Source organism: Agrobacterium sp. T29 (assembly GCF_006970545.1).
Classification (GTDB): domain Bacteria; phylum Pseudomonadota; class Alphaproteobacteria; order Rhizobiales; family Rhizobiaceae; genus Agrobacterium; species Agrobacterium leguminum.
The window spans coordinates 733,345-758,935 of record NZ_CP040640.1 but is presented as its reverse complement, the minus strand read 5'-3'; the positions used below and the strand labels follow the sequence as shown (position 1 = coordinate 758,935).

At 61.3% G+C, this 25,591-nt stretch carries 25 protein-coding genes; 19 read left to right on the top strand and 6 right to left on the bottom strand.

Annotated features, from left to right (window positions below):
• Positions 1–138: 138 nt before the first annotated feature.
• The 6 genes from FGF54_RS03900 to FGF54_RS03880 all read left to right on the top strand — a co-directional run bounded on the left by FGF54_RS03900 (position 139) and on the right by FGF54_RS03880 (position 7,882).
• Positions 139–2,145: a LysM peptidoglycan-binding domain-containing protein gene (locus FGF54_RS03900; RefSeq protein ID WP_142778976.1), complete on the top strand. Its 2,007-nt coding sequence runs from the start codon at positions 139–141 to the stop codon at positions 2,143–2,145.
• A 110-nt stretch (positions 2,146–2,255) separates the two neighbouring features.
• Complete coding sequence (locus FGF54_RS03895; protein ID WP_142780127.1) at positions 2,256–4,142, top strand: ABC transporter ATP-binding protein/permease; 1,887 nt, start codon at positions 2,256–2,258, stop codon at positions 4,140–4,142.
• Between the two features lie 164 nt (positions 4,143–4,306).
• Positions 4,307–5,005 (top strand): phosphatidylserine decarboxylase, encoded by a 699-nt coding sequence (locus FGF54_RS03890; RefSeq protein WP_003520681.1) that lies wholly within the window; start codon positions 4,307–4,309, stop codon positions 5,003–5,005.
• Positions 5,006–5,027: 22 nt separating this feature from the next.
• Positions 5,028–5,897, top strand: coding sequence for a CDP-diacylglycerol--serine O-phosphatidyltransferase (pssA, locus tag FGF54_RS03885; RefSeq protein ID WP_035237101.1), 870 nt, complete (start codon positions 5,028–5,030; stop codon positions 5,895–5,897).
• 172 nt (positions 5,898–6,069) lie between these two features.
• Positions 6,070–6,201, top strand: coding sequence for a hypothetical protein (locus tag FGF54_RS27705; RefSeq protein WP_256366666.1), 132 nt, complete (start codon positions 6,070–6,072; stop codon positions 6,199–6,201).
• 388 nt (positions 6,202–6,589) lie between these two features.
• Entirely contained in the window at positions 6,590–7,882 is a 1,293-nt protein-coding gene (locus FGF54_RS03880) for a PleD family two-component system response regulator (protein ID WP_020811513.1), read from the top strand.
• 224 nt (positions 7,883–8,106) lie between these two features.
• Here FGF54_RS03880 and FGF54_RS03875 read toward each other — a convergent pair whose 3' ends face one another.
• A complete protein-coding gene (locus FGF54_RS03875) occupies positions 8,107–8,868 on the bottom strand; it encodes an SOS response-associated peptidase (RefSeq protein WP_142778975.1) in 762 nt (253 codons plus the stop codon).
• A gap of 35 nt (positions 8,869–8,903) precedes the next feature.
• On the bottom strand, positions 8,904–9,227 hold the full coding sequence (locus FGF54_RS03870) for a YnfA family protein (protein ID WP_059752367.1): 324 nt from the start codon (positions 9,225–9,227) through the stop codon (positions 8,904–8,906).
• Between the two features lie 132 nt (positions 9,228–9,359).
• Between FGF54_RS03870 and FGF54_RS03865 the strand changes: the two genes are divergently transcribed.
• The 9 genes from FGF54_RS03865 (at position 9,360) to FGF54_RS03825 (ending at position 15,319) form a co-directional block, all read left to right on the top strand.
• Positions 9,360–9,776, top strand: a complete 417-nt coding sequence (locus FGF54_RS03865; protein WP_142778974.1) for an NUDIX hydrolase — start codon at positions 9,360–9,362, stop codon at positions 9,774–9,776.
• A 98-nt stretch (positions 9,777–9,874) separates the two neighbouring features.
• Positions 9,875–10,312, top strand: a complete 438-nt coding sequence (locus FGF54_RS03860) for a TIGR02301 family protein (RefSeq protein ID WP_142778973.1) — start codon at positions 9,875–9,877, stop codon at positions 10,310–10,312.
• A 105-nt stretch (positions 10,313–10,417) separates the two neighbouring features.
• A complete protein-coding gene (locus tag FGF54_RS03855) occupies positions 10,418–10,675 on the top strand; it encodes a hypothetical protein (RefSeq protein ID WP_003501987.1) in 258 nt (85 codons plus the stop codon).
• A gap of 14 nt (positions 10,676–10,689) precedes the next feature.
• Positions 10,690–11,457 (top strand): hypothetical protein, encoded by a 768-nt coding sequence (locus FGF54_RS03850; RefSeq protein ID WP_142778972.1) that lies wholly within the window; start codon positions 10,690–10,692, stop codon positions 11,455–11,457.
• Between the two features lie 122 nt (positions 11,458–11,579).
• Entirely contained in the window at positions 11,580–12,428 is an 849-nt protein-coding gene (locus tag FGF54_RS03845; RefSeq protein WP_142778971.1) for a folate-binding protein YgfZ, read from the top strand.
• A 2-nt stretch (positions 12,429–12,430) separates the two neighbouring features.
• A complete protein-coding gene (locus tag FGF54_RS03840; protein ID WP_035260757.1) occupies positions 12,431–13,054 on the top strand; it encodes a YfbR-like 5'-deoxynucleotidase in 624 nt (207 codons plus the stop codon).
• Positions 13,051–13,569 (top strand): tyrosine phosphatase family protein, encoded by a 519-nt coding sequence (locus FGF54_RS03835; protein ID WP_142778970.1) that lies wholly within the window; start codon positions 13,051–13,053, stop codon positions 13,567–13,569. The genes FGF54_RS03840 and FGF54_RS03835 overlap by 4 nt, the downstream gene beginning before the upstream one ends.
• A gap of 75 nt (positions 13,570–13,644) precedes the next feature.
• Positions 13,645–14,466 carry a mechanosensitive ion channel family protein gene (locus FGF54_RS03830; RefSeq protein WP_142778969.1) on the top strand — a complete coding sequence of 274 codons (822 nt, stop codon included), beginning with the start codon at positions 13,645–13,647 and terminating at the stop codon, positions 14,464–14,466.
• Positions 14,467–14,632: 166 nt separating this feature from the next.
• A complete protein-coding gene (locus tag FGF54_RS03825) occupies positions 14,633–15,319 on the top strand; it encodes a metal-binding protein ZinT (protein ID WP_003520665.1) in 687 nt (228 codons plus the stop codon).
• A gap of 52 nt (positions 15,320–15,371) precedes the next feature.
• On the opposite strand, the gene FGF54_RS03820 is transcribed toward FGF54_RS03825, so the two are convergent.
• The 3 genes from FGF54_RS03820 to FGF54_RS03810 all read right to left on the bottom strand — a co-directional run bounded on the left by FGF54_RS03820 (position 15,372) and on the right by FGF54_RS03810 (position 18,228).
• Complete coding sequence (locus tag FGF54_RS03820) at positions 15,372–16,190, bottom strand: ABC transporter permease (RefSeq protein ID WP_142778968.1); 819 nt, start codon at positions 16,188–16,190, stop codon at positions 15,372–15,374.
• The gene (locus tag FGF54_RS03815) at positions 16,187–16,975 is read right to left on the bottom strand and encodes an ABC transporter ATP-binding protein (RefSeq protein WP_003520663.1); all 789 of its coding nucleotides are present in this window, start codon (positions 16,973–16,975) and stop codon (positions 16,187–16,189) included. Before FGF54_RS03815 ends, FGF54_RS03820 begins: the two co-directional genes overlap by 4 nt.
• A gap of 209 nt (positions 16,976–17,184) precedes the next feature.
• Positions 17,185–18,228 carry an ABC transporter substrate-binding protein gene (locus FGF54_RS03810; RefSeq protein WP_035259422.1) on the bottom strand — a complete coding sequence of 348 codons (1,044 nt, stop codon included), beginning with the start codon at positions 18,226–18,228 and terminating at the stop codon, positions 17,185–17,187.
• Positions 18,229–18,518: 290 nt separating this feature from the next.
• On the opposite strand from FGF54_RS03810, the gene FGF54_RS03805 reads away from it, so the two are divergent.
• From FGF54_RS03805 to FGF54_RS03790, 4 genes are all read left to right on the top strand, one after another.
• Positions 18,519–20,078, top strand: a complete 1,560-nt coding sequence (locus tag FGF54_RS03805; protein ID WP_142778967.1) for a VOC family protein — start codon at positions 18,519–18,521, stop codon at positions 20,076–20,078.
• A gap of 259 nt (positions 20,079–20,337) precedes the next feature.
• Positions 20,338–23,109: a DUF2339 domain-containing protein gene (locus tag FGF54_RS03800; RefSeq protein WP_168208003.1), complete on the top strand. Its 2,772-nt coding sequence runs from the start codon at positions 20,338–20,340 to the stop codon at positions 23,107–23,109.
• Positions 23,106–23,750, top strand: a complete 645-nt coding sequence (locus FGF54_RS03795) for an HD domain-containing protein (protein WP_142778966.1) — start codon at positions 23,106–23,108, stop codon at positions 23,748–23,750. Before FGF54_RS03800 ends, FGF54_RS03795 begins: the two co-directional genes overlap by 4 nt.
• An 11-nt stretch (positions 23,751–23,761) precedes the next feature.
• Positions 23,762–24,604: an MOSC domain-containing protein gene (locus FGF54_RS03790; protein WP_142778965.1), complete on the top strand. Its 843-nt coding sequence runs from the start codon at positions 23,762–23,764 to the stop codon at positions 24,602–24,604.
• Between the two features lie 120 nt (positions 24,605–24,724).
• On the opposite strand, the gene FGF54_RS03785 is transcribed toward FGF54_RS03790, so the two are convergent.
• Positions 24,725–25,459, bottom strand: coding sequence for a class I SAM-dependent methyltransferase (locus FGF54_RS03785; RefSeq protein WP_142778964.1), 735 nt, complete (start codon positions 25,457–25,459; stop codon positions 24,725–24,727).
• Positions 25,460–25,591 lie beyond the last annotated feature (132 nt).

The window sequence follows — 25,591 nt, the reverse complement described above, 5'->3', positions numbered from 1 at the left end:
GCGATGCGGCACGTCAAGAAAATTTGGGAAATCCCTTGCAAATATGGCCTTTTGGCCACTCGCCGCTTGTCTGGCGCAAGGTAAGACGCTAGCAATCTCAACTCGTGTGAAAAGCTTGAAATACCCGGAGATTCCAGGATGAAAAACAATAAGGCCGGTTTGCTGGCGCTGATCGTGCTGGGCGTTGCGTCCCTGCTCATGATCTTTTTCGTCCTGCCGCGGATTTCAAACGACGGCAAACCGATCGGCGACGCCATCAACGAAGCCGGCAACGCCGTGAAGAACAGCGTTGAAATGGGCGCCGACAAGGCGGGCGACATCCTCTCCGACGCCGCCGAGGAAACCGCCAATATCGCCGACAAGGTGGGGCGGCTGGCGGCTTCCGCCACCCAGTCGATCAAGGATCTGACGACGCTTTTCGCCGATAGCAAGGTTCCCTCCGACGCTGATTTCGCGGCGGCGCGCAAGAAGGTCGAGACCTCGCTCAAGGAACTGACGAATATCGAAATCCCAGAGTCGCTGGACGAAACGACGTCGCGCCTCATCACCACCGCCCGCACGGCCGCCGAGCGCACCACGGCGTTCCTGCGCGGCCTGCCCGACAATGCGGCGGCGGCAGCGGCACAGGTGCGTCGTCTGGCAGGCGTTTTCGCCGGCACCGACGACGGCGCGCCCGAACCGGCAAAACCGGCCGCAGCACCCGCCGATGCGGCACAATCGTCTGCCGCCACGCCGACTTTCGACGTGCTGCGCGTCGAGCCGGACGGTTCGGCCGTGATTGCCGGCAAGGCACAGCCCGGCGCAAAGCTCGAAATCTTGAGCAACGGCAAGGTGGTCGCCCAGACGACCATCGACGGCACCGGCGATTTCGCCGCCGTTTTCGACAATCCGCTCCCCCCGGGCGATCACGAGCTGGTGCTGCGTTCGACCGATGCCAGCGGCAAGGCGACGCAATCCGAAGAAGTGGCAACGGTTTCCGTGCCTGACGGCAAGACGGGCGAACTTCTGGCCATGGTTTCCAAGCCCGGCAAGGCAAGCCGCGTGCTGGCCATGCCGGAGGCGGCTCCTCCGGCGCTTCAGCCGCAAGCCGCGCCGTCGCAACAGCCTGCGGCAACGTCCGAAACCAGCGCCAACACCGCTTCCGCACCGCTCGCCGGTACTGCGGCTCCGTCCGCTACGGCCCCGCTGACGTCGAGCGTTCAGGTCACCGCCGTCGAGTTCGAGGGATCGAAGATTTTCGTCGCGGGTTCCGCGCCCGCCGGTTCGACGGTGCGCGCGCTGGTCGATGACAGGGAAATCGGCAAGAGCATCACGGAAGCCTCCGGCCATTTCGTCGTCGAAGGCGATGTCGATCTTAGCGTCGGCAGCCACATCATCACCGTCGAGGAACTGAATGCCGACGGCACCGCGAAGGTGCGCGTGCGCGTTCCCTTCGAGCGGCCGCAGACCGATCAGGCTACCGTCGCCATGCAGACACCGTCCGCTTCGTCGTCAGCGACCACGACTGCGGCGCCGGCCGAAAACCAGAGCACGGCAAGCGACCGCGCCGCTTTCGAAAAGCTGCGCACCGATGTCGCCAAGGCCTTCGGCATTCTTTCCAATCTTTACAAGGATCAGGCCACGCCGGCGCTCGATCAGGCCATTGCCGGCCGCTCCGCCGTCGTCATCGGTCTCAAGTCGCTTTCGGAATTCCGCACCGCAGCCGCGACCGAACCCGCCTTCACCGCTTTTGCGGGCGATATCACCGCCAAGGCGCGTCAGTTGCTGACATCCGTTGAAGCATGGCCGAACGATGTGACGGCAATCGGCAAGGGTATCGCCTCGCTGGCAAGCCGGTTGGCCGAACTCCACATCACGGCACCCGCTGCTCCCGCGCCACAGGCGCCCGCCGGCCCGCAGACCTTCGAGCAGGCACCGCTTGCCGAGAGCCAGAACAGCGTCATCATTCGCCGTGGCGATACGCTGTGGCAGATTTCCCGTCGCGTCTACGGTCAGGGCGTGCGTTACACCACGATCTACCTCGCCAACGAAGATCAGATCAAAAACCCCGATCTGATCGAGCCCGGCCAGATTTTCGGCGTGCCGAAAGAGGCGCTGCCGAATGCGGAAGAACTTCACCGCAAGCGGCTGAAGGGCGGCTCCTGAGCATTTGAAGCGTTGCGGTGAACCCGCAACGACCCTATCTGTGACACGCGCGGCGGCTTGACCAAAGCCGCCGCCCTGCTGTCGGCTTCCGGCAGTGACCGGAGCGAATGATGGCCACGAAGAAAAAAACCATTTCGGCGGATTCCAGCAATCCCACCCAGACGCTGATCAATCTCTGGCCCTATATGTGGCCGGAGGGACGGTGGGACCTGAAGATGCGGGTGATCTGGGCCACAGTGTACCTGATCGTCGCCAAGCTGGTGCTGATCTCCGTTCCCTATTTCTTCAAATGGGCGACCGATGCGCTGAACGGCCGACTGGACATGGCAGGGCTTGTTCCCGCCGTCCTGCTCGGCGCCGTCGCGCTGGTGATCGCCTATAATCTGACGCGGCTGATACAGGTGGGGCTCAACCAGCTGCGCGATTCGCTTTTCGCCAGCGTCGGCCAGCATGCGGTGCGCCAGCTCGCCTACAGGACCTTCGTGCACATGCACCGGCTTTCTTTGCGTTTCCATCTGGAGCGCAAGACCGGCGGACTGTCGCGGGTCATCGAGCGCGGCACCAAGGGCATCGAAACCATTGTCCGCTTCACCATTCTCAACACCGCGCCGACCTTCATCGAATTCCTGCTGACGGCGATCATCTTCTGGGCCTCCTACGGTTTTTCCTATGTGCTCGTCACGGTCATCACGGTCTGGGCCTATATCTGGTTCACCGTGCGGGCCAGCAACTGGCGTATCGGCATTCGCCGGGCCATGAACGACAGCGACACCGACGCCAATACCAAGGCGATCGACTCGCTTCTGAATTTCGAGACCGTCAAATATTTCGGCAACGAGGAGATGGAGGCGCGGCGTTTCGACGTCGCCATGGAGCGTTACGAAAAATCGGCGATTTCGATCTGGACCTCGCTCGGCTGGCTGAACTTCGGCCAGGGCGTGATCTTCGGCATCGGCTCCACCGTCATGATGGTGATGTCGGCGCTTGCCGTGCAGCGCGGCGAACAGACCATCGGCGATTTCGTCTTCGTCAATGCGCTGCTGTTGCAGCTTTCGGTGCCGCTCAATTTCATCGGTTTCGTCTATCGCGAAATCCGCCAGGGCCTGACCGACATCGAACAGATGTTCGATCTTCTCGAAGTGGAGGCGGAAGTCACAGACAGGCCGGATGCAAAACCGCTCGCAGCCGGACCCGGCGCGATCTCCTTCCGCGACGTGCATTTCGCCTATGACCCCGAACGACCGATCCTGAAGGGTGTTTCCTTTGACGTGCCGGCCGGCAAGACGGTGGCCATCGTCGGCCCTTCGGGTGCGGGAAAATCGACGATCTCGCGGCTGCTTTATCGTTTCTACGATATTCAGGAAGGCTCCGTCACCGTCGATGGGCAGGATATTCGCGATGTGACGCAGAAGAGCCTGCGCTCGGTGATCGGCATGGTGCCGCAGGATACCGTGCTTTTCAACGACACGCTCGCCTACAACATCCGTTATGGCCGTCCCTCGGCCACCGACGAGGAACTGAGGGCGGCGGCGGATGCGGCGCAGATCAGCGCCTTCATCGGCAAGCTGCCGGAAGGTTACGCCACCATGGTCGGCGAACGCGGCCTGAAGCTTTCCGGCGGGGAAAAACAGCGCGTGGCGATTGCCCGCACCATCCTCAAGGCGCCGCCGATCCTCATTCTCGACGAGGCGACTTCGGCGCTCGATACGCATACGGAACAGGAAATCCAGAGCGCGCTTGACATCGTCTCGAAGAACCGCACCACGCTGGTCATCGCCCACCGCCTTTCCACCGTCATCGGCGCGGATGAGATCATCGTATTGAAGGAAGGGCAGATCGCCGAACGCGGCACGCACAGCTCGCTGATGGGGCAGAACGGCCTCTACGCTTCGATGTGGAGCCGCCAGCGCGAGGCGATCCGGGCGGAGGAAATGCTGCGCCATGTGCGCGAAACCGACGATCTGGGTGTCATCGACCGCGGGGAACCCGCCCATTGATGGCTGTACCCCGGGGTAACAGGGCCGACGGGCGAACCCCACCATTGCCGGGCGGCCCTTTTGGCTGTAACCAGCTAGGCAAAATTTGTCGCATTGCCGTTTGGATCGTGTCGTATCACGACCACATATAGACGCGACAGACGGAAACCGGAGCAAGGAATCTCATGAATCTGTTCGACACCATTCGCAACACCATCGTACCGATCCACAAGGAAGGTTATGTCTTTGTGGCGGCCTTCTTCGTCGCATCGCTGGTGCTCGGCTGGATCGCCGAACCGCTGTTCTGGGTCGGTCTGGTGCTGACGGCCTGGTGCGCCTATTTCTTCCGCGATCCCGAGCGCGTCACGCCGCAGGATGACGACCTCATCATCAGCCCGGCCGATGGCAAGGTTTCCGCCGTGCAGAGCGTCGTTCCGCCGCTGGAGCTGGAACTCGGCAAGGAGCCGCTGGTGCGCATCTCGGTGTTCATGAACGTGTTCAACTGCCATGTGAACCGTTCGCCGGTGCGCGGCCGCATCGTCAATGTCGCCTACCGTCCCGGCCTCTTTCTCAATGCCGAAGTAGACAAGGCTTCCGAAGACAATGAGCGCAACGGCCTCGTCATCGAAACGTCGCACGGCAAGGTCGGCGTGGTGCAGATCGCCGGCATGGTTGCACGCCGCATCGTCTGCTGGGTAAAGCCGAATGAACCAGTCGATGCCGGTGAGCGTTTCGGTCTTATCCGTTTCGGTTCGCGCCTCGATATCTTCCTTCCCGCAGGTTTCGAGCCGCGTGTATCGGTCGGCCAGACGGCGATTGCCGGTGAAACCGTGCTCGCCGAATTCGGCTCCGCCAAGGGTCCGGTCGTCAGCCGTCGCGGCTGACGGAAACAGGAAGGGCATGCGCATGGAAACGCCGATCGCCGAGCCGCAACAGAACGGCAAACCAGAGGGCCGCAGCGACAGCGGCCGTGGACCGCGGCTGAGGGAAATTCCCTTTCGCCTCGTCGTTCCCAATCTCATCACCGTTCTGGCCATCTGTGCGGGCCTGAGCGGCGTGCGTCTCGCCATCGAGGGTCGCTTCGAGCTGGCCGTCGGCATGGTGCTGCTCGCCGCCTTCCTCGACGGCATAGACGGGCGCATCGCCCGCATGATGAAGGCGACATCCAAATTCGGCGAGCAGATGGATTCGCTGGCCGATATCGTCAATTTCGGCGTCGCCCCTGCGCTGGTGGTCTATGCCTACCTTCTCGACCAGGCGCGCTCCATCGGCTGGATCGCCGCCCTGATTTACGTCATCGCCGCCGGCCTGCGCCTGGCGCGTTTCAACGTCATGATCGAGCGGCCGGTGAAGGCGCCCTGGCAGAATGAGTTCTTCGTGGGCGTTCCCGCCCCGATGGGCGCCATGCTGGTGCTGCTGCCGGTTTATCTCGGTTTCCTCGGCGTCGAGCCGGACAAGCCCTTCGCTTATGTCGCCGCCGCCTATACGGTGCTGATCGGTTATCTCCTCATCAGCCGCCTGCCGGTCTGGTCGGGGAAATCGGGCACCAGCCGCATTCGCCGCGATCTGGTGCTGCCGATGATCCTCGTCGTCGTGCTCTATGTGGCCATGCTGATGAGCTTCACCTGGGAAGTTCTGGTTCTGACGGTTGCCGCCTATCTCGTCTTCATTCCCATCAGCGCCCGCCTCTGGCACCGCCGCTACGGCACGCTGACCATCGAGGAAGACGTGCATGACGACGCCAATGGCGGCAACGGCCTCGACCGCGGCATTTAAAACCGCAGGTTTATTTTTTCTCGCACAAGCCGGCGCAGGATGTGACGCAAAATGTCGCAGCCTGAAAAGCCGGCTTCGTTTTTCTTCGCCTCGAATCCGTCAAGATTAGCCGCGAAAGAAGTGGCTCACACGCATCGCAACGGCGATTGGCGTGAATTGTGGAGAGAGAGAAATGACGAACGAGACGAAGGCGCAGCCGCAGGCGAAGCCCGACCTCAACAGCCACTACCGCCCGCTCGGACTGAAGGCCGTTGCGGCCGCAGCCCTGATGCTGAAGCGCAAGCCTACCGCCAAAACCGCCTGAAAATATTCGATTTTTTGATTTTTCGAATTTTGCGGACTGCCCGGAAAATGGAACGTTCCCAACGGAAAATCGACAATCACGCGGCGCCTTTTCCGGGCGCCGTTTTTGTTTCAAGCACTGCCGCTAAACCGCAGAGCGTCAGTCATTCATAAAATCGGCAGCCTTCTGTAACGAAGCTGCAACGAAAGTGTAGTAAAAAGCTCGCCTTCCACAAGAAGGCTATACGAACACCGACGTATAGATTAGTGAATACAAAAGAACTTTTCTATTCCGCATTTTTTTCCACAACAATGCATAAGCCGGCTTTCGAATCCGCAGACATGCGGATGACGAATATTCGGCGTTGAGGGAAGATTGTGAAGACAGGCCAGGGGGGCTTGGGACGGCCATGCAGGATAAAATCCTTCTGATTGAAGATTCCGTTGCTCTTTCCATGCTGCTGAAGACGCGGCTTTCGGAAGAAACGGAAGCCGAGGTCGTCCATTGCGACAGCATGGCCGCGGCCGATACCCTCATGCAGGCCCATAATTTCACGCTGGCGCTGACGGGCCTTAACCTGCCCGATGCACCGAAGGGCGAAATTCTCGCACTTCTATCCGAGCGTAAGGTGCCGGCCATCGTTTTCACCGCCACGGTGGATGAGGAGGCGCGCAAGCGCTACGCTGAAAAGAAGATCATCGATTACATCGTCAAGGACGGCCATCGCACCGTCGATGCGGTGGTCAGAACGGTCCAGCGGATTTTGAGCAACAAGCTCTTCTCCGTTCTGGTCGTCGATGATGTGCGCACGGCCCGTTCCGGTCTCGTGGAAATTCTGGAGCGGCAAAATTTCAGGGTCAGCGAGGCCCATTCCGGCAAGCAGGCGCTGGAAATTCTATCGCAGGATCCGACGATCCAGCTTGTCATCACCGACTACCATATGCCCGATATGGACGGCTATGAGCTGACGCGCCGCATCCGCGACAGCCGCTCATCCGAAGATTTGCGGGTGATTGGCATATCGTCCTCCACAGACCGGTTGCTTTCGGCAAGCTTCCTGAAGGCCGGCGCTTCGGATTTCGTCTACCGCCCCTTCGTGCCGGAAGAATTGCAGTGCCGCATCGATAACAATATCGAGACGTTGAAGCAGCTCAAACGCCTGCGCGAACTGGCCGAACGCGACCATCTTACCGGCCTGCCGAACCGCCGCTCCTTCTTCGAGCGCACGCGGGCGCTGATGGATGTCATCAACGGCAATGACGAAAGCGGCGCCGTCGCCATTCTCGACATCGACCATTTCAAGAAGATCAACGACACGCTGGGCCACGATGCCGGCGACAGGGCGCTGAAAAAACTGGCAGAACTGCTGCATGACATGTGCGGCGAGCAACGCCACATTCCCGCCCGCCTTGGCGGCGAGGAGTTTGCCGTGTTCCTGCGCGGGCTGGATGCACGCGCCGCCTATCAGTTCTGCGAGGAGCTGCGCGGACAGGTGGAAAAGAACGGCCGGCAGCTGAGCGGCAGCAGCCTCGCCCTGACGATTTCGCTCGGCGTCGTGGAGATCGAAAAGGGCGAACCCTTCGACAACCAGTTGAATGCGGCGGACCAGCTGCTTTATCTCGCCAAGGCGAATGGCCGCAATCGCGTTTATTCCGACATCATGATTCAGGAAGGCCTGCAGAAGATCGGGCGGAACGGCTAAGTTTTCTGAACAAGATAGTCTTGTGTGGGATCGAGCGCGTGCCGCTTGTTTCTTCTCCCCGCCGGGGAGAAGGTCGCGGCAGCGGGATGAGGGGGCAAGCTCTCCGCATGTCTGTTCCGTAGCCCCCTCATCTGACCCTTCGGGCCATCTTCTCCCCGGCGGGGAGAAGAAATATGCGGCGACTTCCAGCTCAAACGATTATGCGCAAATGCGCAGGCCATTCTTCAAAACAATGACATCTGCCCTTCGTCCTTTGCCGGCTTGATCTTCGCCAGCGGCGCGCTTTCCGGCACCGGTTCGATGAGATCCGCGCCGACATTGGCGACCTTGTTGACCTTGTCCGATACCGGGATCATCTCGAAAAAATCATCCTGAGCCGGCCTCATCAGATCGGCGACCTCGCGCGGCTCCTGGGTTTTGCAATCCAGCCAGCGGCTGAAATCCTCGGGCGCGATGACAACAGGCATGCGGTCGTGAATACGGCCGATCGCGGCATTGGCGGCGGTGGTGAGGATCGCACCGGTATCGACCTCCGAACCATCGGCGGAAGACCAGGTTTCCATGAGACCGGCGAAGGCGACGATGCCGCCGCTTTTCGGGCGGATGAAATAGGGCTGCGGTTTGCCGCCCTCCTCCTTCGGCGGGCGTCGCCATTCGTAAAAGCCGGTAGCCGGAACGAGAACGCGGCGATGGCGCATGGCGGCGCGGAAGGAGGCCTTGCCGATTGCGGTTTCCGACCGCGCATTGATGAGCAGCGGAAAATCCTTCGGGTCCTTCACCCAGCCCGGCAGAAAACCCCAGCGGACCAGCACGGCCCGGCGATTGGGCAGGTTGCTGCCGCGCTCCTGCCGCTCCCCCTCCATCACGACCAGAATGGGCTGCGTCGGCGCGATGTTGAAACGGGCGGGAAATTCCTCAAGGCCGATCAGATCGAGATAATCGGCGATCTCTTCCGGCGTCGCCTTCAGCACGAAACGTCCGCACATGGCCTTCTCCTTGAGCATTGTTCACCGGAAATCTTCTAGGCCCTTGGCCCGAACAGGATGATGGCGGTACCGGCAAGGCAGACGGCGCCGCCGGCAATATCCCACCGGTCCGGCGCATGGCCTTCCACGCTCCAGAGCCAGAAGAGCGAAGCGGCAATGTAAATCCCGCCATAGGCGGCATAGGCCCTGCCCGCCGCCTCTGTCGGAACCAGAGTCAGAAGCCACGCGAAAGCGGCCAGCGCCACCATGCCGGGCAGCAATATCCACCCGGTCTTGCCGAGTTTCAGCCAGGCCCAGAAGGAAAAGCAGCCGGCAATTTCGGCAAGAGCCGCCAGAACATAGATGAGATAGACCTTCATTCCACCGTCTTTAGCATGCACAATCGCGCCAGTTCCGGACTATAAGCATCGGCACGGAAACCGGAATCGATTTTTCCGAGCCACGTACCACTATAGACAGGCCAGCAACGGCCGAAACAAGCGAAACCATTCATGACCCTCCGTATCAAGCCCCGCCCCGCCTCCTCCGCCATCGTCAGGAACGGCGACCGGCTGCTTCTCGTGCGCCGCACCAACCCGCCTTCGAAGGACATGTTCGCCTTTCCGGGCGGTCGCGGCGAAGACGGCGAAACGCCGGCCGAAACGGCGCTGCGCGAATTGCACGAGGAAACCGGTATCGTGGCGCGCAGACCGCAGCTTTTCGCGACATACGATCTTCCCTCCCGCGACGCCGAAGGGGTGCTGACGAGCCATTATTTCCTGTCGGTCTTCACCGTGGAGACCGATGCCGATCCGCTCGTGACTGTCGGCGACGATGCGGCGGATGCGGGCTGGTACACATTGGCGGAAATCCGCCTTCTGCCGGCGCCGGAAAGCGTCGTCGAATGCGCCGAACGCCTGCTTGCATGATTGCCAGCCAGCCAGAATCGCTATTATCTAGGGCTGATCCGCCCGCCGGATGGTCACGAGCCAATAGTTCACGAGTATGTGTGGGGCAGAATAGAATTTTGATACGGCCAACCATCTTCCTGTCTCTTTTTCTGACAATGCTTGCCATCGCCGGACAGCAGGGCGTCGCTTATGCGCAGCCTTCGAAATCCGGTTCCGAGGTGCGTCCGGCGGAAGCCGCGCCGCCCAAGCCCGCCCCTTATGACGACAAGCTCGCACGGCTGTCGGAGATACTGGGCGCGGTGCAATATCTCAGAACCCTGTGCCCTTCTTCCGGACCGGAGGACTGGCGCAGATCGATGAGCGATCTTCTGGCTGCGGACACGGCCAACGAACCTGAACGACGTCAGCGCATGACGGCTGCATTCAACCGTGGATACCGCTCCTTTGCGGCCATCCACACCAGTTGCACACGCGCCGCCATCATGGCAGAAGAGAACTACCGTAACGAAGGGGCAACACTCGCGCAGGAAATCGCGTCCCGGTTCGGAAATTAGAGGATTATTAACCTCTTTTCGCCGCAGGCCGTGCCGTTTTGATAAAAGGCTGCTAGTGTTGTTAACAGGGTGGTAAGGACTTGCCCGCCCTGTCGAGGATGAAAGATGCAGACAAGCCGTAACGAAATCGACGATATGATCGTGCATGAAAAGATGCAGGTCGCTCTGGAACACCAGAACGAGGCATGGGCTGACGGCATGGCCGACGGCATCGAGCCGGAGATCATCGCCGATGCCGCCATCGCTCTGGCCATGCGCGAAACCATCCGTATCCATGGCGAGGCCGGCGCTGAAGCAATGCTGGAATCGCTGCGCCAGCGCATGCTTCAGGGCGAATTTTCGCCGCAGCGGGTAATACAGTAAAGCCGGGGTCTATCATGTCTTGCCTGAGCAAGGGGCTTTTGCGCTCTTCCGCCCTGCTGTCCATCCTGCTTGCCCTGACCGCCGGGCCGATTGGCATGCCAGGCCGCGCCTTTGCCCTTTCCGAGCTGAAGCCGGCGCAGAACACCGAAAGCGAGCCGAAGGCTGAGAATGGCGGTGAGCCGCAGCAGGCCCAGCCTGCCGAGCCGGACGAGATCGAAGGCGATTCGGAAGGCATTCCCCTGCCCGACCCGCTGGTGGACCGTTCCGCCAATCAGGCGAACCAGCAGTCCTCCAAGCCCGACAACACGCCTGAAATGTCCGTTGTGATCGAGCACGACATTTCCAAGGCGCCGGAACCCGTGCGCAAGCTGCGCCAGCAGATCATCGATGCCGCCGCCTCCGGCGATATCGAAAAGCTGCGGCCCTTCATCGCCGCCGGCCAGAAAGAATTCCGCATCGACGGCAATGACGGCGAAGACCCGATTGCGGCGCTGAAAAGCTATTCCGGCGATCCTGACGGGCTGGAAGTGCTGGCGATCATCATCGACCTGCTATCGACCGGTTATGCCCATATCGATGCCGGCACGCCTGACGAAGCCTATGTTTTCCCTTATTTCGCCGGAAAGCCGCTGAATACGCTGACTGCGCCGGAAAAGGTGGAGCTTTTGCGCATCATCACGGCGGGCGATCTGGCCGACATGCAGGAATATGGCAATTACAGCTTCTACCGGGTCGGCATTTCGCCCGATGGCAAGTGGAAGTTCTTCACCGCCGGCGATTGATCGCATCGCGGTGCTTGCCGTTCTCTGGCAAAAATCCTAACTGTGCGGAATGAGCATTCCGGCAAAGCGCATCTGCTTCTTGCCGGAGATCACAGAGTCTCGACGAACCGAACGGTGACGCCATGCCTTCCGCCCTTCTTGCCGACCGCCGCCTGATCCGGGTTTCCGGCACCGGCGCCGAGGAATTTCTGAACAACCTCATCACCGCAGATGTTGAAAACCTGCCGGAAGGCGAAGCACGGGCCGCAGCCCTTCTGACGCCGCAGGGCAAGATCCTGTTCGATTTCCTGATCTGGCGCGATGGTGAGGATTATCTGATCGAGACGGGCGCCGCCGAACAGGACGCGCTGCTGCGCCGCCTGACCATGTACAAGCTGCGCGCACCGGTCGATCTCAAAGCCGAGACGGTCGAAGGCGTGAGCGTTTTCTGGAACGGGACTGCGCCGACGGTAGGCATCAAAGACGGCCGTTTCGCCAAGGCCGGCATCGATCTTTACCGTATACCGGGCGCGTCCGCATCCGGCGACATCGCGGGCTATGATGCGCTCCGTATCGAGCATGGGATTGCCGAATCCGGCCGGGACTATGCGCTGCAGGATGCTTTTCCGCATGATGTGCTGATGGATGTGAATGACGGCGTTTCCTTTAAGAAGGGCTGCTTTGTCGGTCAGGAAGTCGTCTCGCGCATGAAACATCGCGGTACGGCAAGACGCCGCGTCGTCACCGTTTCGGCCGAAGGCGCGCTTCCCGCCAGTGGGACGGAGATTACCGCCGATGGAAAACCGGTCGGCACGCTCGGAACCGTTTCCGGCAACAGGGCGCTTGCCATCGTTCGGATCGACCGCATTGCCGATGCGCTCGCATCCGGCACGCCGCTTCTGGCGGAGACTGTTCCCGTGACCGTGGCCCTGCCCGCCTGGAGCGGCCTTTCCTTCCCGGCGGCCGATCCGGCAGCGCGGGCGGAGGACTGAGAGTGGCTCCTGCAAAAAGCCCGCGCGCCTGGCAGCGCATGCTGTCCGGCCGGCGGCTCGATCTGCTCGATCCTTCGCCGCTCGATGTGGAAATCGCCGATATCGCCCATGGCCTTGCCCGTGTCGCCCGCTGGAACGGCCAGACGCGCGGCGACCACGCCTTTTCCGTCGCTCAGCATTGCCTCATCGTCGAGACCATCTTCTGCCGCATGTGCACAGGCGCGACGCCTGATGACATGCAGATGGCGCTTCTGCACGATGCGCCGGAATATGTCATCGGCGACATGATCTCGCCGTTCAAATCCGTGGTCGGCGGCGGTTACAAGACCGTGGAAAAACGGCTGGAAGCCGCCGTGCATCTGCGTTTCGGCCTGCCGCCGCATGCATCGCGCGAATTGAAGGACCGCATCAAGAAGGCCGATACGGTCGCCGCCTTTTTCGAGGCGACGGAGCTTGCCGGTTTTTCCACCGCCGAGGCGCAGAAGTTCTTCGGCCTGCCGCGCGGCATTACCCGCGACATGTTCGACATGACGCCCCTGCCCTCAACCGAAGCGCAAAAGCTGTTCATCGAACGTTTCGAGGCGATCGAGGCGATGCGTGCCGTCAAAACGGGGAGTGCGACATGACGGCCATTGTCGTATCGCCACTGTCGCGGATCGCGGAGATGGCCGTCAAACACAAGGCCCGCGAAATGGTGACGCTGATCGCCAAAGAGCAGTCCTTTCACCGCCCCGCCGTCATTGCCGCAGACCGGCATCTGACGCTTGCCATGAACGACATCGCATTCAAGGGCACCGCCGATCTCATCGCGCCTGACGATGCACATGTGCTGAAACTGATCGATTTTGCCCGCGAATGGGACCAGTCCGCGCCGCTGCTCATCCATTGCTGGATGGGCGTTTCCCGCTCACCCGCCGCCGCCGTCATCGCCGCGCTCAGCCTTTATCCGGATCAGGATGAGATGGAGCTTGCGCTGCGCCTGCGCGCCGTCTCGCCCTATGCCACGCCCAATGCCCGCATCATCGCCATCGGCGACCGTCTGCTCGGGCGCGAGGGCAGGCTGGTGGCGGCGATCAAAAAAATCGGCAGGGGCGCGGATACGGATGGTAACGTGCCCTTCGTGCTGCCGCTTGGCGGCTGAGGCCGTTTTGGCGGAACCCTCACGGCGTCCAGTCGTTACCAACCCTGAAGAGCAATGAAAATCACAGGATAATTCATGGAACAACAGGCAACGGATATCATCGTCGCATCGCAGGCGGCGTTGCAGCAGGCAAGCGCGCTTGCGGTGCAATATTCCTTCTCGGTAGTCGGTGCGCTTCTGCTGCTGATCATCGGCTGGCTGGCCGCCACCTTCCTGCAACGCTGGGCATTTCAGGGCCTGTCGCGCATTCGCGGTTTCGATGCGACGCTTGCCGGTTTCTTCGCCGGCGCCATCCGCTATTTGGTTCTCATTCTGGTGCTGGTCATGGTGCTTGGCCAGTTCGGGGTGCAGACCGCCTCCATCCTCGCCGCCCTTGGCGCCGCCGGTCTGGCCATTGGCCTTGCGTTGCAGGGCACGCTGCAGAATATTGCCGCCGGCATCATGCTTCTGGTGCTGCGCCCCTTCCGCGTCGGCGAATATATCGAGACCAGCACGGTCAGCGGCACGGTGATCGAGATCGGGCTGTTTGCGACCGAGCTGAAGACCAGCGACGGACTTTACCGTCTCGCGCCCAACTCCACGCTCTGGAACGTGCCGATCACCAATTACAGCCGCTTTCCCTCGCGCCGTCACGAACTGAGCCTGACGGTCAAGAATGACGAGGATCTGGCGGCCGCACAGGATATGCTGATGAAAGTCGTGCGCTCGGAGAGCCGGGTTTTGCTGGACCCCGCCCCCGTCACCTTCGTCGATTCGGTCAGCGCCGACAGCGCCACCGTCAAATTGCGCTACTGGGTGCGCAGCGACACTTATTTCGCGACGACCCGCGATGTGACGAAAGCCATGAAACTCGCCTTCGACGAGCGCAAGGCGGAATTGAGCGCCCAGCCAGCCTGAGACCTCACGTCTCCCCTTTTTTCAAGCGCGGTGGCCGCAACAGCCATCGCGCTTTTTCGTTGCGCCACGTGGGAGCGCGCACTTGCATCCCGCGAATGCGGCCTCTATAGGTCGGTACGTAATGTTATTACGTAACTATCTTTATCGATATGAGAGGGCCGAAACAATGCAGAAGATACTCACCCGCGTCACCGGCGCCGTCGCACTTGGTTCCCTGCTGCTGGCGGCGACCGCGGCAATGGCTGCCGGTGGCGACAAATCCGCTGCCCACAGCCACGACCATGGGCACGATCACGGCCACCAGATGACCGAGGCTGAAAAGCAGATCTACAAGGGTTATTTCGAGGATGCGCAGGTGAAGACACGCACGCTTTCCGACTGGGAAGGCGACTGGCAGTCGGTCTATCCCTACCTGCTGAACGGCTCGCTCGATTCCGTCATGGCCGAAAAGGCGGCGCATGGCGACAAGACGGCGGCGGAGTACCGCGCCTATTACGAAATCGGTTACAAAACCGATGTGAACCGCATCGTCATCAAGAGCGACAGCGTGGCGTTTTATAAGGACGGCAAACCCGCTGAAGGCACCTATGTCAGCGATGGCCATGAAATCCTGACCTACAAGAAGGGCAATCGCGGTGTCCGCTACATCTTCAAGAAAACCGGCGGCGACGAGGCCGCACCGCAATTTATCCAGTTCAGCGACCACTCCATCGCCCCGGTCAAGGCGGGCCATTACCATCTCTACTGGGGCAACGACCGCAAGGCATTGCTGGACGAAGTGACCAATTGGCCGACCTATTACCCGTTCCTGATGGACGGCGGCGATATCGTGGAAGAAATGGCGGCGCATTAACTTCGCACGACATTCCGGCACGGGCATATTCTTCATGCCCGTGCTGCATTCCTTATTGCCCCATGGTGGAGCGATGCGCCCAGCCGGTCATGCGCTTTTCAAGCCAGGCCATGATCGCATACATGACGATGCCTTCCACCGCGAGCATCAGCAGGCCGGCAAAGACGAGCGGCACATTGAACTGGCTCTGCGCCGAACTCATCATGTTGCCGAGGCCGTAATTGGAGGCGACGGTTTCCGACACCACCGAGCCGACAAAAGCGAGCGTGATGGCGATTTTCAGCGAGCCGAAGAAATAGGGCATGGAGCGCGGAATGCCGACCTTCAGCATGATGTCCATCTTCTTTGCGCCAAGCGCCCGCAGCACATCTTCCGTTTCCGGCTCTATGGTGGCAAGCCCGGTCGCGACGTTGACGACGATGGGGAAGAAAGAGATCAGGAAGGCGGTCAACACGGCAGGCACCGTGCCGATGCCGAACCAGATGACGAGGATCGGCACCAGCGCCACTTTCGGGATGGCGTTGAAGCCGATCATCAGCGGATAGAGCCCGGCATAGATGGTTTTGGACCAGCCGATGAACAGGCCGATGGCGAGACCGGCGGCCACCGCAATGGCGAAACCCAGCGTCGTGGTATAAAGCGTCTGCAGCGAATTCTTACAGATCGGCGACCAATATTGCACGATGGCCTGTCCGACCCTTACCGGTGACGGCAGAATGGTCGGCGGCATTTTCAGCGCGTAGACCAACAGTTCCCACAACACGAAAAGCGCCAGCGTATAAAGCCAGGGGGCGGCTTTCACCCAGTTGACGCGGGCAATCAGCGGCTTGCGCGGCTCGGCCGCAACGGTGCCTTCCATGATCGCGCTCATGCCGCCACCCTCGCCTGCGCGATCTCGCCATGCAGTTCCTGCACCATGTCGTTGAAACCCTTGTCATACATGATATCGAGCTGGCGCGGGCGGGCAAACGGCACGCGGTGTTCCGCCAGCACCCGGCCCGGCCTTGCGCTCATCACGAAAATCTTGTCGGCCAGAAATGTCGCCTCGCGCAGATCATGGGTCACGAGGATGATGGTGACGCGCTGCGCGGCGTGCAGGTCGCGGATGACGCACCATAATTCCTCGCGGGTGAAGGCATCGAGCGCGCCGAAAGGCTCGTCCAGCATCAGCAGTTCCGGCTCATGGATCAAGGCCCGGCAAAGATTGGCGCGCTGCTGCATACCGCCGGAAAGCTGCCACGGATACTTCGAGCCAAAACCCTTCAGGCCGACGATTTCCAGAAGGCGCTCGGCTTTCGCGACATATTCCGCTTTATGGGCGCGCAGGCGTCGGCGATGTTTCTCGACGATCTCCAGCGGCAGCAGGATGTTCTCAAGCGTGGTGCGCCAGGGCAGCATCGTCGGATTCTGAAACGCCATGCCGACGATGGAAACCGGCTCCGTGACCTGCCGCCCGGCAACGATGACATTGCCCTTCTGCGGAATGTGCAGTCCCGTCACCAGCTTCATCAGGGTCGACTTGCCGCAGCCGGAGGGTCCGACCACGGCCGCAAATTCGCCCTTGTCGACCGTCAGGTTCAAACCGGATACGGCCAGCGTGCCGGCGGAGCCGCCATAGCGCATGTCCACACTGTCTATTTCCACGAGATGTGACATTGCTGTTCCTGTTTTAAGTTGCAGATCGGGCGGCTGAACCCTGCAGCGTTGCGGCTTGTTTCTTCTCCCCGCCGGGGAGAAGGTGGCCCGAAGGGTCGGATGAGGGGGCAGCGCCAGCGATAGACCGAGAGCTTGCCCCCTCATCCCGCTGCCGCGGACTTCTCCCCGCCGGGGAGAAGAAGCATGCCGCACCCGCTCAACTCCGTCCATTACGGAAGCATGCGCTCTTCCTTGGCCGGCAGATAGGTCGCGTCGAACACCTGCTCCGCCTTGACGTTGCCCTTCAGGCCGAGGGAAACCTTCAACGTCTCGATGGAGGCGGAAAGCCGGGCCGGATCGACGCCGCCCATGCCGTTTTCCACCACATAGGGCGTCTTGATATTCATGCTGTTGGCCATGTTGAGGCGTTCAAGCTCGATGGCGCTGTCGAGCGTCTCGTTGCGCTTGAGCACGGCCGCCACGCCCTCTTCGGGGTTCTTGACGGAATCGGCGAAGCCCTTGGCCAGCGCTTTCAGGAAGCCCTTCACGGCATCCGGGTTTTTCTCTGCGAAATCAGTGTTCACCAGCACCGCATTGCCATAGAGATTCAAGCCGTGCTCGGCCATCAGGATGGTCGAGATATCGTCATCGGCGATGCCCTGTTTCTTGAGGTTGAGGATCACCGAAAAGGCAAAGCCGAAAACGGCATCGACATCGCCCTTGGCGAGCATCGGTTCACGCACCGGAAAACCGATCGATTCGATCTTGATCTTGCTGTCATCGAGACCTGCGACCTGCTTGAAAGCGGGCCATTGCGCAAAGGCGCCATCCGGCGGCGGCGCGCCGAGCTTCTTGCCTTCCAGCGACTTCGGATCGCCGGTGACACCGAGCGACTTGCGGCCCACCACGGCAAAAGTCGGGCGCTCATAGACCATATAAACGGCCTTGATCTTCTGGCTCGGATCTTCGTCGAGGAACTTCATCACCGAGTTGATATCACCGAAACCCATCTGGTAGGCGCCGGTCGCCACGCGCGGAATGGCTTCCACCGAGCCGTTGCCGCTATCGATGGTGACATCGAGGCCTTCAGCCTTGAAGTAACCCTTGTCGAGCGCCAGCAGGAAACCGGCGGCGGGGCCTTCGAACTTCCAGTCGAGCGTGAATTTCACCGGCGTTTCGGCCCGCGCCTCGACGACCGGCAGCGAAAAACCAGCGGTTACACCGATGGCGGCAATGGCCAGAGCCCTGGTCAACAACCTGCGCGTTAAAATCATCTATTCCCCCTGATGGTTTTGTTGGATTGGTTGCATAAGACCCAATTCCAGCCCTCAAGGCAAGATAAAATTGCATACAAAATAGCCGTTATTTTGTATGCTTATTTTATATGCACAAACACGCACAAGACAGGCAAAAAGCCGGCATTTTGCCCATCGCGCATGCAACGAAGCGAAAGCGGGATCGTTCACGCAGAGAACACAGCGTTCTCATTTGCCGGGGTTGCGGATCAGGGGCAGCGTGCGACAAATAGGGCCACGAACAGCAGGCGAAACAGCGGGACGGCAAGATGAATTCTGCACTGGGCATACACCACATCACCATGATTACCCGGAAGGTGCAGGCGAATGTGGATTTTTACGCCGGCTTTCTGGGCCTGAGGCTTGCCAAACGCACGGCCGGCTTCGAAGACGCCATGCAGCTGCACCTGCTTTATGGCGACGATATCGCCTCGCCCGGCTCGCTTCTCACCTTTCTCGTCTGGGAAGATGGCGGCCAGGGCCGTGTCGGTTACGGCCAGACGCTGGAGATTTCCGTGGCTATCGATCCCGCCGCCATCGGCTTCTGGCTGACACGGGCGCTGAAATTCGGCATCCGGGCGGAAGGCCCCTCCGATGAGTTCGGCGCTCCGGTCATCCGGCTGAAGGATCCTGACGGCCTGATCGTCAAACTGGTCGGCACCCACGCCTTTGCCGATGCGACGCCGCATGTGACGGACGATATTTCCGCGGAGGACGCCATTCGCCGAATCTATGGCGCAACGGTGCTGAGCGAAGTGCCGGAAGAAACCGTGGCGTTTCTGGAGAAACATTTCGGTTACCGGCAGGAAAGCCAGGCAGGCGCAATCCGCCGGCTTGTTTCCGAAAGCGGCGACATTATCGACGTGCGCGACGCCACCGGCTTCTGGTCGAGCGCGCCGGGCACCGGCACCGTCGATCATATCGCCTTCCGGGCGAAGGACATGGATGAGCTGAACGCGGTTCATACCGGGCTGAAATCGCTGAATTCCAGCACCACCAACGCCCATGACCGCAAATATTTCCACTCGCTCTATGTCCGCGAACCGGGCGGCGTGCTGATCGAAATGGCGACCGACGGGCCGGGCATGACGGTGGACGAACCGCTGGAATCACTTGGGGAACAACTGTTCATCCCACCGCTCTTCATGAAGGACGAGGCGGATGTGCGTGTCGCCCTGCCGCAATTTGCAATGCCGGGCGAAGAGCGCATCGTCTATCGCGACCTGCCCTTCGTGCACCGTTTCTATACGCCCGAGGAGCCGGATGGCAGCACCATCATCCTGCTGCACGGTTCCGGCGGCAGCGAAACGAGCCTGATGCCGCTGGCGCATCGGGCAGCGCCGCGCGCCACCCTTCTCGGCGTGCGCGGCCGCAGCACGGAGGAAGACATCGCCCGCTGGTTCCGCCGCAATCCCGATTTCAGCTTCGACCAGAAGGATATCGTCGCAGAAGCGGAAGCCTTCGCCGCCTTCGTGGAAGGGGCGATACGGTCCTATGGTCTCGACCGTTCGAAACTGAAGTTTATCGGCCATTCCAATGGCGCGAATTTCTACGCGGCCTTTGCAGCACTTTATCCCGAACTTGCCGGAGACGCCCTGCTCTATCGCCCGATGCCGGTTCTGGAAACATGGCCGCAGACCGATCTTTCCGGCCGCAATGTCCTGCTTGTGGCGGGAGAGCGCGACAAATATCTCGACAAGGCGCACGAATTGCAGGTCCGGCTGGCGGCGAGCGGAGCAAGAGCCGAGATGGAAACGGTTGAGGATGGGCATGAGCTCGGGCTTGCCGATATCGAAGCGGCGCGGCGCTGGCTGGCGGCTGCTTCCTGATTTAAATGCGCAGTGGGCACGCGGGGGCCTCCCGTTTCTTCTCCCCGCCGGGGAGAAGGTGGCCCGAAGGGTCGGATGAGGGGGCTAGCTATCGGTCTATCGCTACCATTGCCCCCTCATCCCGCTGCCGCGGACTTCTCCCCGGCGGGGAGAAGAAACAAGCGGCTTACTCCCTCGCCAGCCGCATCCGTCATCAACCGGGCCTTGCATAAATTCACCAAAAGGGCTTTAAAAACAGCTTCGTAATTGGAGAGTCCGTTTGGAAATCCCGCTGTTTATCCTCGCCCTCGTCGCGGCCTTCATCTACACGCTTGTCGCGAGCATCCGCAATTCAAGTCGAATCAAGTCGCTGGAACGGGAAGTTCTCAGTCTCAAGCGGCTGATCGCTGCGGGCGTCACGTCGCCTGTGGCGGCGCAGGCGGAGAGCGCGGAATCCACGGTAAAACCGGATTTCGAGACGGAAGAGGAAAGCAGGACGCCTGCGGAAGACGCAGCCTCCCAGGCTGAATACGCCTCCGAGCCGCAGGAAGCCGCCGCCATGGCGCAGGCGGAAGACGCCGTCCGCGAGGAAGCACCTTCCGCTCCTGCGAGCGATACGGCATCAGCACCGGCGACGAAGGAAAGCTTCGAAAGCCTGCTCGGCGCGCGCTGGGCCGTCTGGGCAGGCGGGTTGGCGCTGGCGCTCGGCGGTATTTTCCTCGTCAAATATTCGATCGAATCGGGGCTGCTCAGCCCGGCGGTCAGGCTGTCGCTCGCCGCCATTTTCGGCCTCGTCCTCGGACTTGCAGGCGAGGCTGTCCGCCGCAAGGCGGTGCCGGGTATCGCCGCCACCTATTCCAATGCCATGATACCGGGCGTGCTGACGGCGGCCGGCGCCTTGACGCTGTTCGGGGTCGTCTACGCCGCCTATGGCATTTACGGCTATATCGGCCCCGGCATGGCTTTTGGCCTGCTTGGGCTCGTCGCCTTCGCCACCATCGGGCTTTCGCTGCTGCACGGGCAGGCGCTGGCCGGTCTCGGCCTTCTCGGTTCGATGCTGACGCCGGCGCTGATTTCCACCGAAACGCCGAATATCTGGGCGCTCTTTGTGTTCCTCACCATCTCCTGGCTGGCAACGGCGGCCGCGGCGCGCAGGCAGGGCTGGACCGTGGTTCCCTCTCTCGCCAATGCCGGCCTCGGCCTCTGGACGCTCGGCTATATCGGATTTTCCGAAACGATCAGCGCCGAACCGCCAACGCTTGCCCTGCTCGTTATGCTGGCGGGAACCATATTCCTCTGGCCCGGCAAGACATTCGACACGCCGCCTGCCGAGGCCGGCGAAACCGCCGCTCCCGAGCGGCGCGCCATCCGCGCCATGCGGCTTCTGCTGCGCCCGTCGCTCGCCCTCAATCTCACCGTGTCGATGGCCGTGATCCTGCCGGCCATCGGTTTCCTCTTTGCCGATGGCGGTATCGACACCCATCCGGCGCTCATCGTTTCAGCGCTCATCGCCGCCCTTGCAGCGCTTGGCGCCGCCCGCCACTATGCGGTCTGGCCCGCCATTATCGCAGCGCTCGGTGCGCAGGCTGCCGTGTCGCTGATGTCGCGGCAGGGCATCGATTTTATCGGCCTCATCAACGATACGTCCGTGTCCCTTCCGCCCGTATCGGTCGGCTACACGGCGGAAATCGCCATGGCGCTCGGCCTCGGAGCCGTCTTCGTGCTCTGCGCCTTCTCCTTCCTGAAACGCAAGGGCGCTGACGATGCGGATTTCGGCCAGCTCTGGGCCGGTATCGCAGCACTTTTCCCCGTCTGGCTCGCCACCGCAAGCTTTGTCGAATACGGCAATCTCGGCCGCGACTGGCTGCACGCCGCCTATGGCCTTGGCCTCGGGCTGGTGTTGCTTGCAGGCGCCGAGTGGCTGCACCGGCAGAACGACGAGGCCTATCGCAAGCCGCTGAACATCCTCGTGCTCGGCTCCTTCGCCGCCTTCGCGCTTTGCCTGCACACGCTGACGCAGGGGCTTGCGACGACCGTGCTGCTCTCCGTCATCGGTTTTGTTTATGTGCTCGCGACACGTTACCGCAACTGGGATGTGCTGCCATGGGTGATGGCGGTGGCAAGCGTTGCCGTTCTCGGCCGCATCGCCTGGGAACCCACCATTGTCGGGCCGCAAAATCTTGGGACCACACCAGTCTTCAACGCGCTTCTGCCGGGTTACGGCATTCCCGCACTGCTGGCCGTCGCCTCGGCATGGCTGCTGCGCGACTGGCCGGGGGTCAGGGCGAAGAACTTCCTGCAGGCGATCGCCAGCGTCATGGGCCTTCTCGCCGTCGCCATCCTCATCCGCCACGCGATGAATGGCGGCACGCTGGATGACAGCGTGCCGACGCTTGGCGAACAGTCGATCTACACGCTGCTGACCATCGGCTTCTCGGGCGTCTTGATGACGCTGGACCTGAAGAGCCCGAGCCCCGTCTTCCGTTACGGCTCGATGATTGCCGGCGTGATTGCCGTCATCAACGTGCTGACGATGCATTTCTTCACGCTCAACCCCTATTTCACCGGCGAAAATACCGGCAGCATCCCGTTCCTCAACCTGCTGCTGATCGGTTACCTGTTGCCGGCGCTCGCCTATGGCGGCCTTGCCTATTATGCGCGCGGAAAACGTCCGCCGCCCTATGTCAGCATGCTGGCGGTGGCCGGTGCGGCACTCGGCTTTGCCTGGGCCACGCTTTCCGTGCGCCGTTTCTGGCAGGGCGAGAACATTGCCGACTGGAAGGGCTTCCTGCAGGGCGAGACCTATAGCTATTCGGTGGTCTGGCTGCTGATCGGCGTGTTGCTGCTCGTGCTCGGTTCGCGCTTCAATGCCCGCAGCCTGCGTCTTGCATCGGCCGCCTTCGTGCTGATCTCGGTTGCCAAGGCCTTCCTGATCGACATGAGCAATCTAGAAGGCGTGCTTCGGGCGCTATCCTTCATCGGTCTCGGCGCGGTGCTGATCGGCATCGGCCTGTTCTACCAGAAAATCCTCACCCGGAAGCCGCAGGCATGATCGCGGCCGAGGCTTTCGCACCCTTTGCGGCGCTTGCGCAGGATTTGATACCGCACGCCGCCGATACGGGCGACGGCTCGCATGATCTTGCCCATATTCACCGCGTCTTCCGCAATGCCATGCGCATCCATGCGGGCGAAGGCGGCGATGGCACCGTGCTGGCCGCCAGCGTGCTGTTGCATGATTGCGTGGCGGTGGAGAAGAACTCGCCGCTCCGCGCGCAGGCCTCACGGCTCGCGGCAGAAAAAGCCGCAGGTATTCTCGAGGCGCTCGGCTGGCAACAGGCGGATATCGACGCCGCCGCCCATGCCATCACCACCCACAGCTTTTCCGCCAATATCGAGCCGCAGACGCTGGAGGCGAAAATCCTTCAGGACGCCGACCGGCTGGACGCCATCGGTATGGTGGGGGCGGCGCGCTGCTTTTATATTGCCGGACGCATGGGTTCGGCTCTCTACGACCCGGTCGACCCGCTGGCGAAGGAGCGGCCGCTTGACGACCGCGCCTTTGCCATCGACCATTTCGAAACCAAGCTGTTCAAGTTGGCCGACGGCTTTCGCACCGAGACGGGCCGGCAGATGGCCAAGGCCCGCCATGAGCGGCTGAAACAGGTGCTGGACCTGTTTCTCGACGAGATTTGAGGAGACCCGAGATGCGTGTGACCGAACTCAACATCTATCCGCTGAAAAGCGCGCGCGGCATTCCCCTCTCCGAAAGCATTGTTTCGGCAGAAGGCCTGCCGGGCGACCGTCGCGCCATGCTCATCGATCCCACAGGCCATTTCATCACCCAGCGCGAATTGCCGGCCATCGCCACGGTTCTGGCGCGGCACGAGGATGGCGGCATGGCGCTTTCTCGGGAAAAGGGCGGCGAGGTTTTCGCAAGGCCTTCCGGAGAGCGCATGGATGTGGCGGTGTGGAAATCGATCGTCAGCGCCAATATCGCCGATGGCGAGACCAACGACACGCTCTCGGCATGGCTGGGGCGCGAGGTGAAGCTGGTGTTCTTCGACGACGCCTCGAAACGCATTTCAAGCCTCGAATGGACCGGCAACGAAACGCCCGTCACCTTTGCGGACGGTTACCAGATTCTCGTCACCACCACCGCCTCGCTTGCCGCGCTGAACGACAATATGCGCGCCAATGGCGAGGACGCGGTCGGCATGGAGCGCTTCCGACCTAATATCGTGCTTGATACGGACGAGCCATGGGCCGAGGACCGCTGGGCGGCCATCGAGATCGGCGGCATTCGCTTCGATCTCGTCAAACCCTGCGCCCGCTGCATCATGACCACGCAGGACCAGACGACCGGCTCCCGCGATGTGCCCTCCCCCATGAAAGCCATGGGCCGCATCCGCATGTCCGGAGACCGTCGCGTGCCCGGCCCGCTGTTCGGCTGGAACGTGACGCCGCGTGGCGAAGGCAGGCTGTCCGTCGGTGATGTGGCGAAGGTGATCGAGGAAAGGCCGGAAGGCTGGGCGATCAAGCGGCGGTAAGCGACTGGTTCGGTCAAACCGAACCCACAGCCCACGGCGAAAAGTTTCATAGGCTGGCGCACCCTCTCTCCCTCATTCCTGTGCTTGTCACAGGAATGAGTAGACGGAGGGTTCATCGCCTCACGGCTTGCGCGCCCCGACGATCAGAAAAATCGGGCGGCGATCTTCGTGCCTGAGTTCCGGCCGCTCGGCCATCAAAGCGGGATCCGGCCTCGGTTCCGCCAGCCGCTTCAAAACGAATCCGGCGGCCAAGAGACCGTTGAGAATGCCTGACACCGTGCGGTGATATTTGACCACATCGTCCGCCATCCAGTTGGAATGGCGCACGCCCTCGCTTTGATAATTATCGAGCGGCCAGTGCAGGATTTCACCATCCTCGCCATAAAACCAGTCCTGTTTTTCCAGCGCCGTGAAAACGGGATGTTCGATGGAAAAGATGAAATCACCGCCGGATTTCAGCACGGCGAAAATCTTTTCGAATGCCATGTCGAGATCGCGAACGTAATGCAGGGCGAGAGAACTCAGCACCACATCGAAACTTTCCTGCGGAAAATCGATGTCTTCGATAGCGGCGCGACGGTATTCGATGCCGGGCCCGCCATTTATCTCGGCGGCGCGGCGCAGCATATTCTCCGACAGATCGACGCCAACGATATGGGCCGCCCCCTGCTCTGCGGCATAACGGCAATGCCAGCCGAAACCACAGCCGAGATCGAGAAAATCCGTGCCTTTCAGCTCCGGCAGCATGGCGCGCAATTCATGCCACTCGCCGGCCTGACGCAGACCTTCCACAGAGCGCGGCATGGCGCTGTAACGCTCGAAAAACCCGGGATCGTCGTAGATATTCTGTTTCATCGTCGTCTCTCCGGTGGCCGGCATGCGAGGGCATTCCATCAATCCCATGAATAGTGGCCGTCAAGAAAAGTCGCTAGTGGGACCGGCTGACAAAAGATAATATTCATCCCATCGTAGCGGAATCTGCGGCAA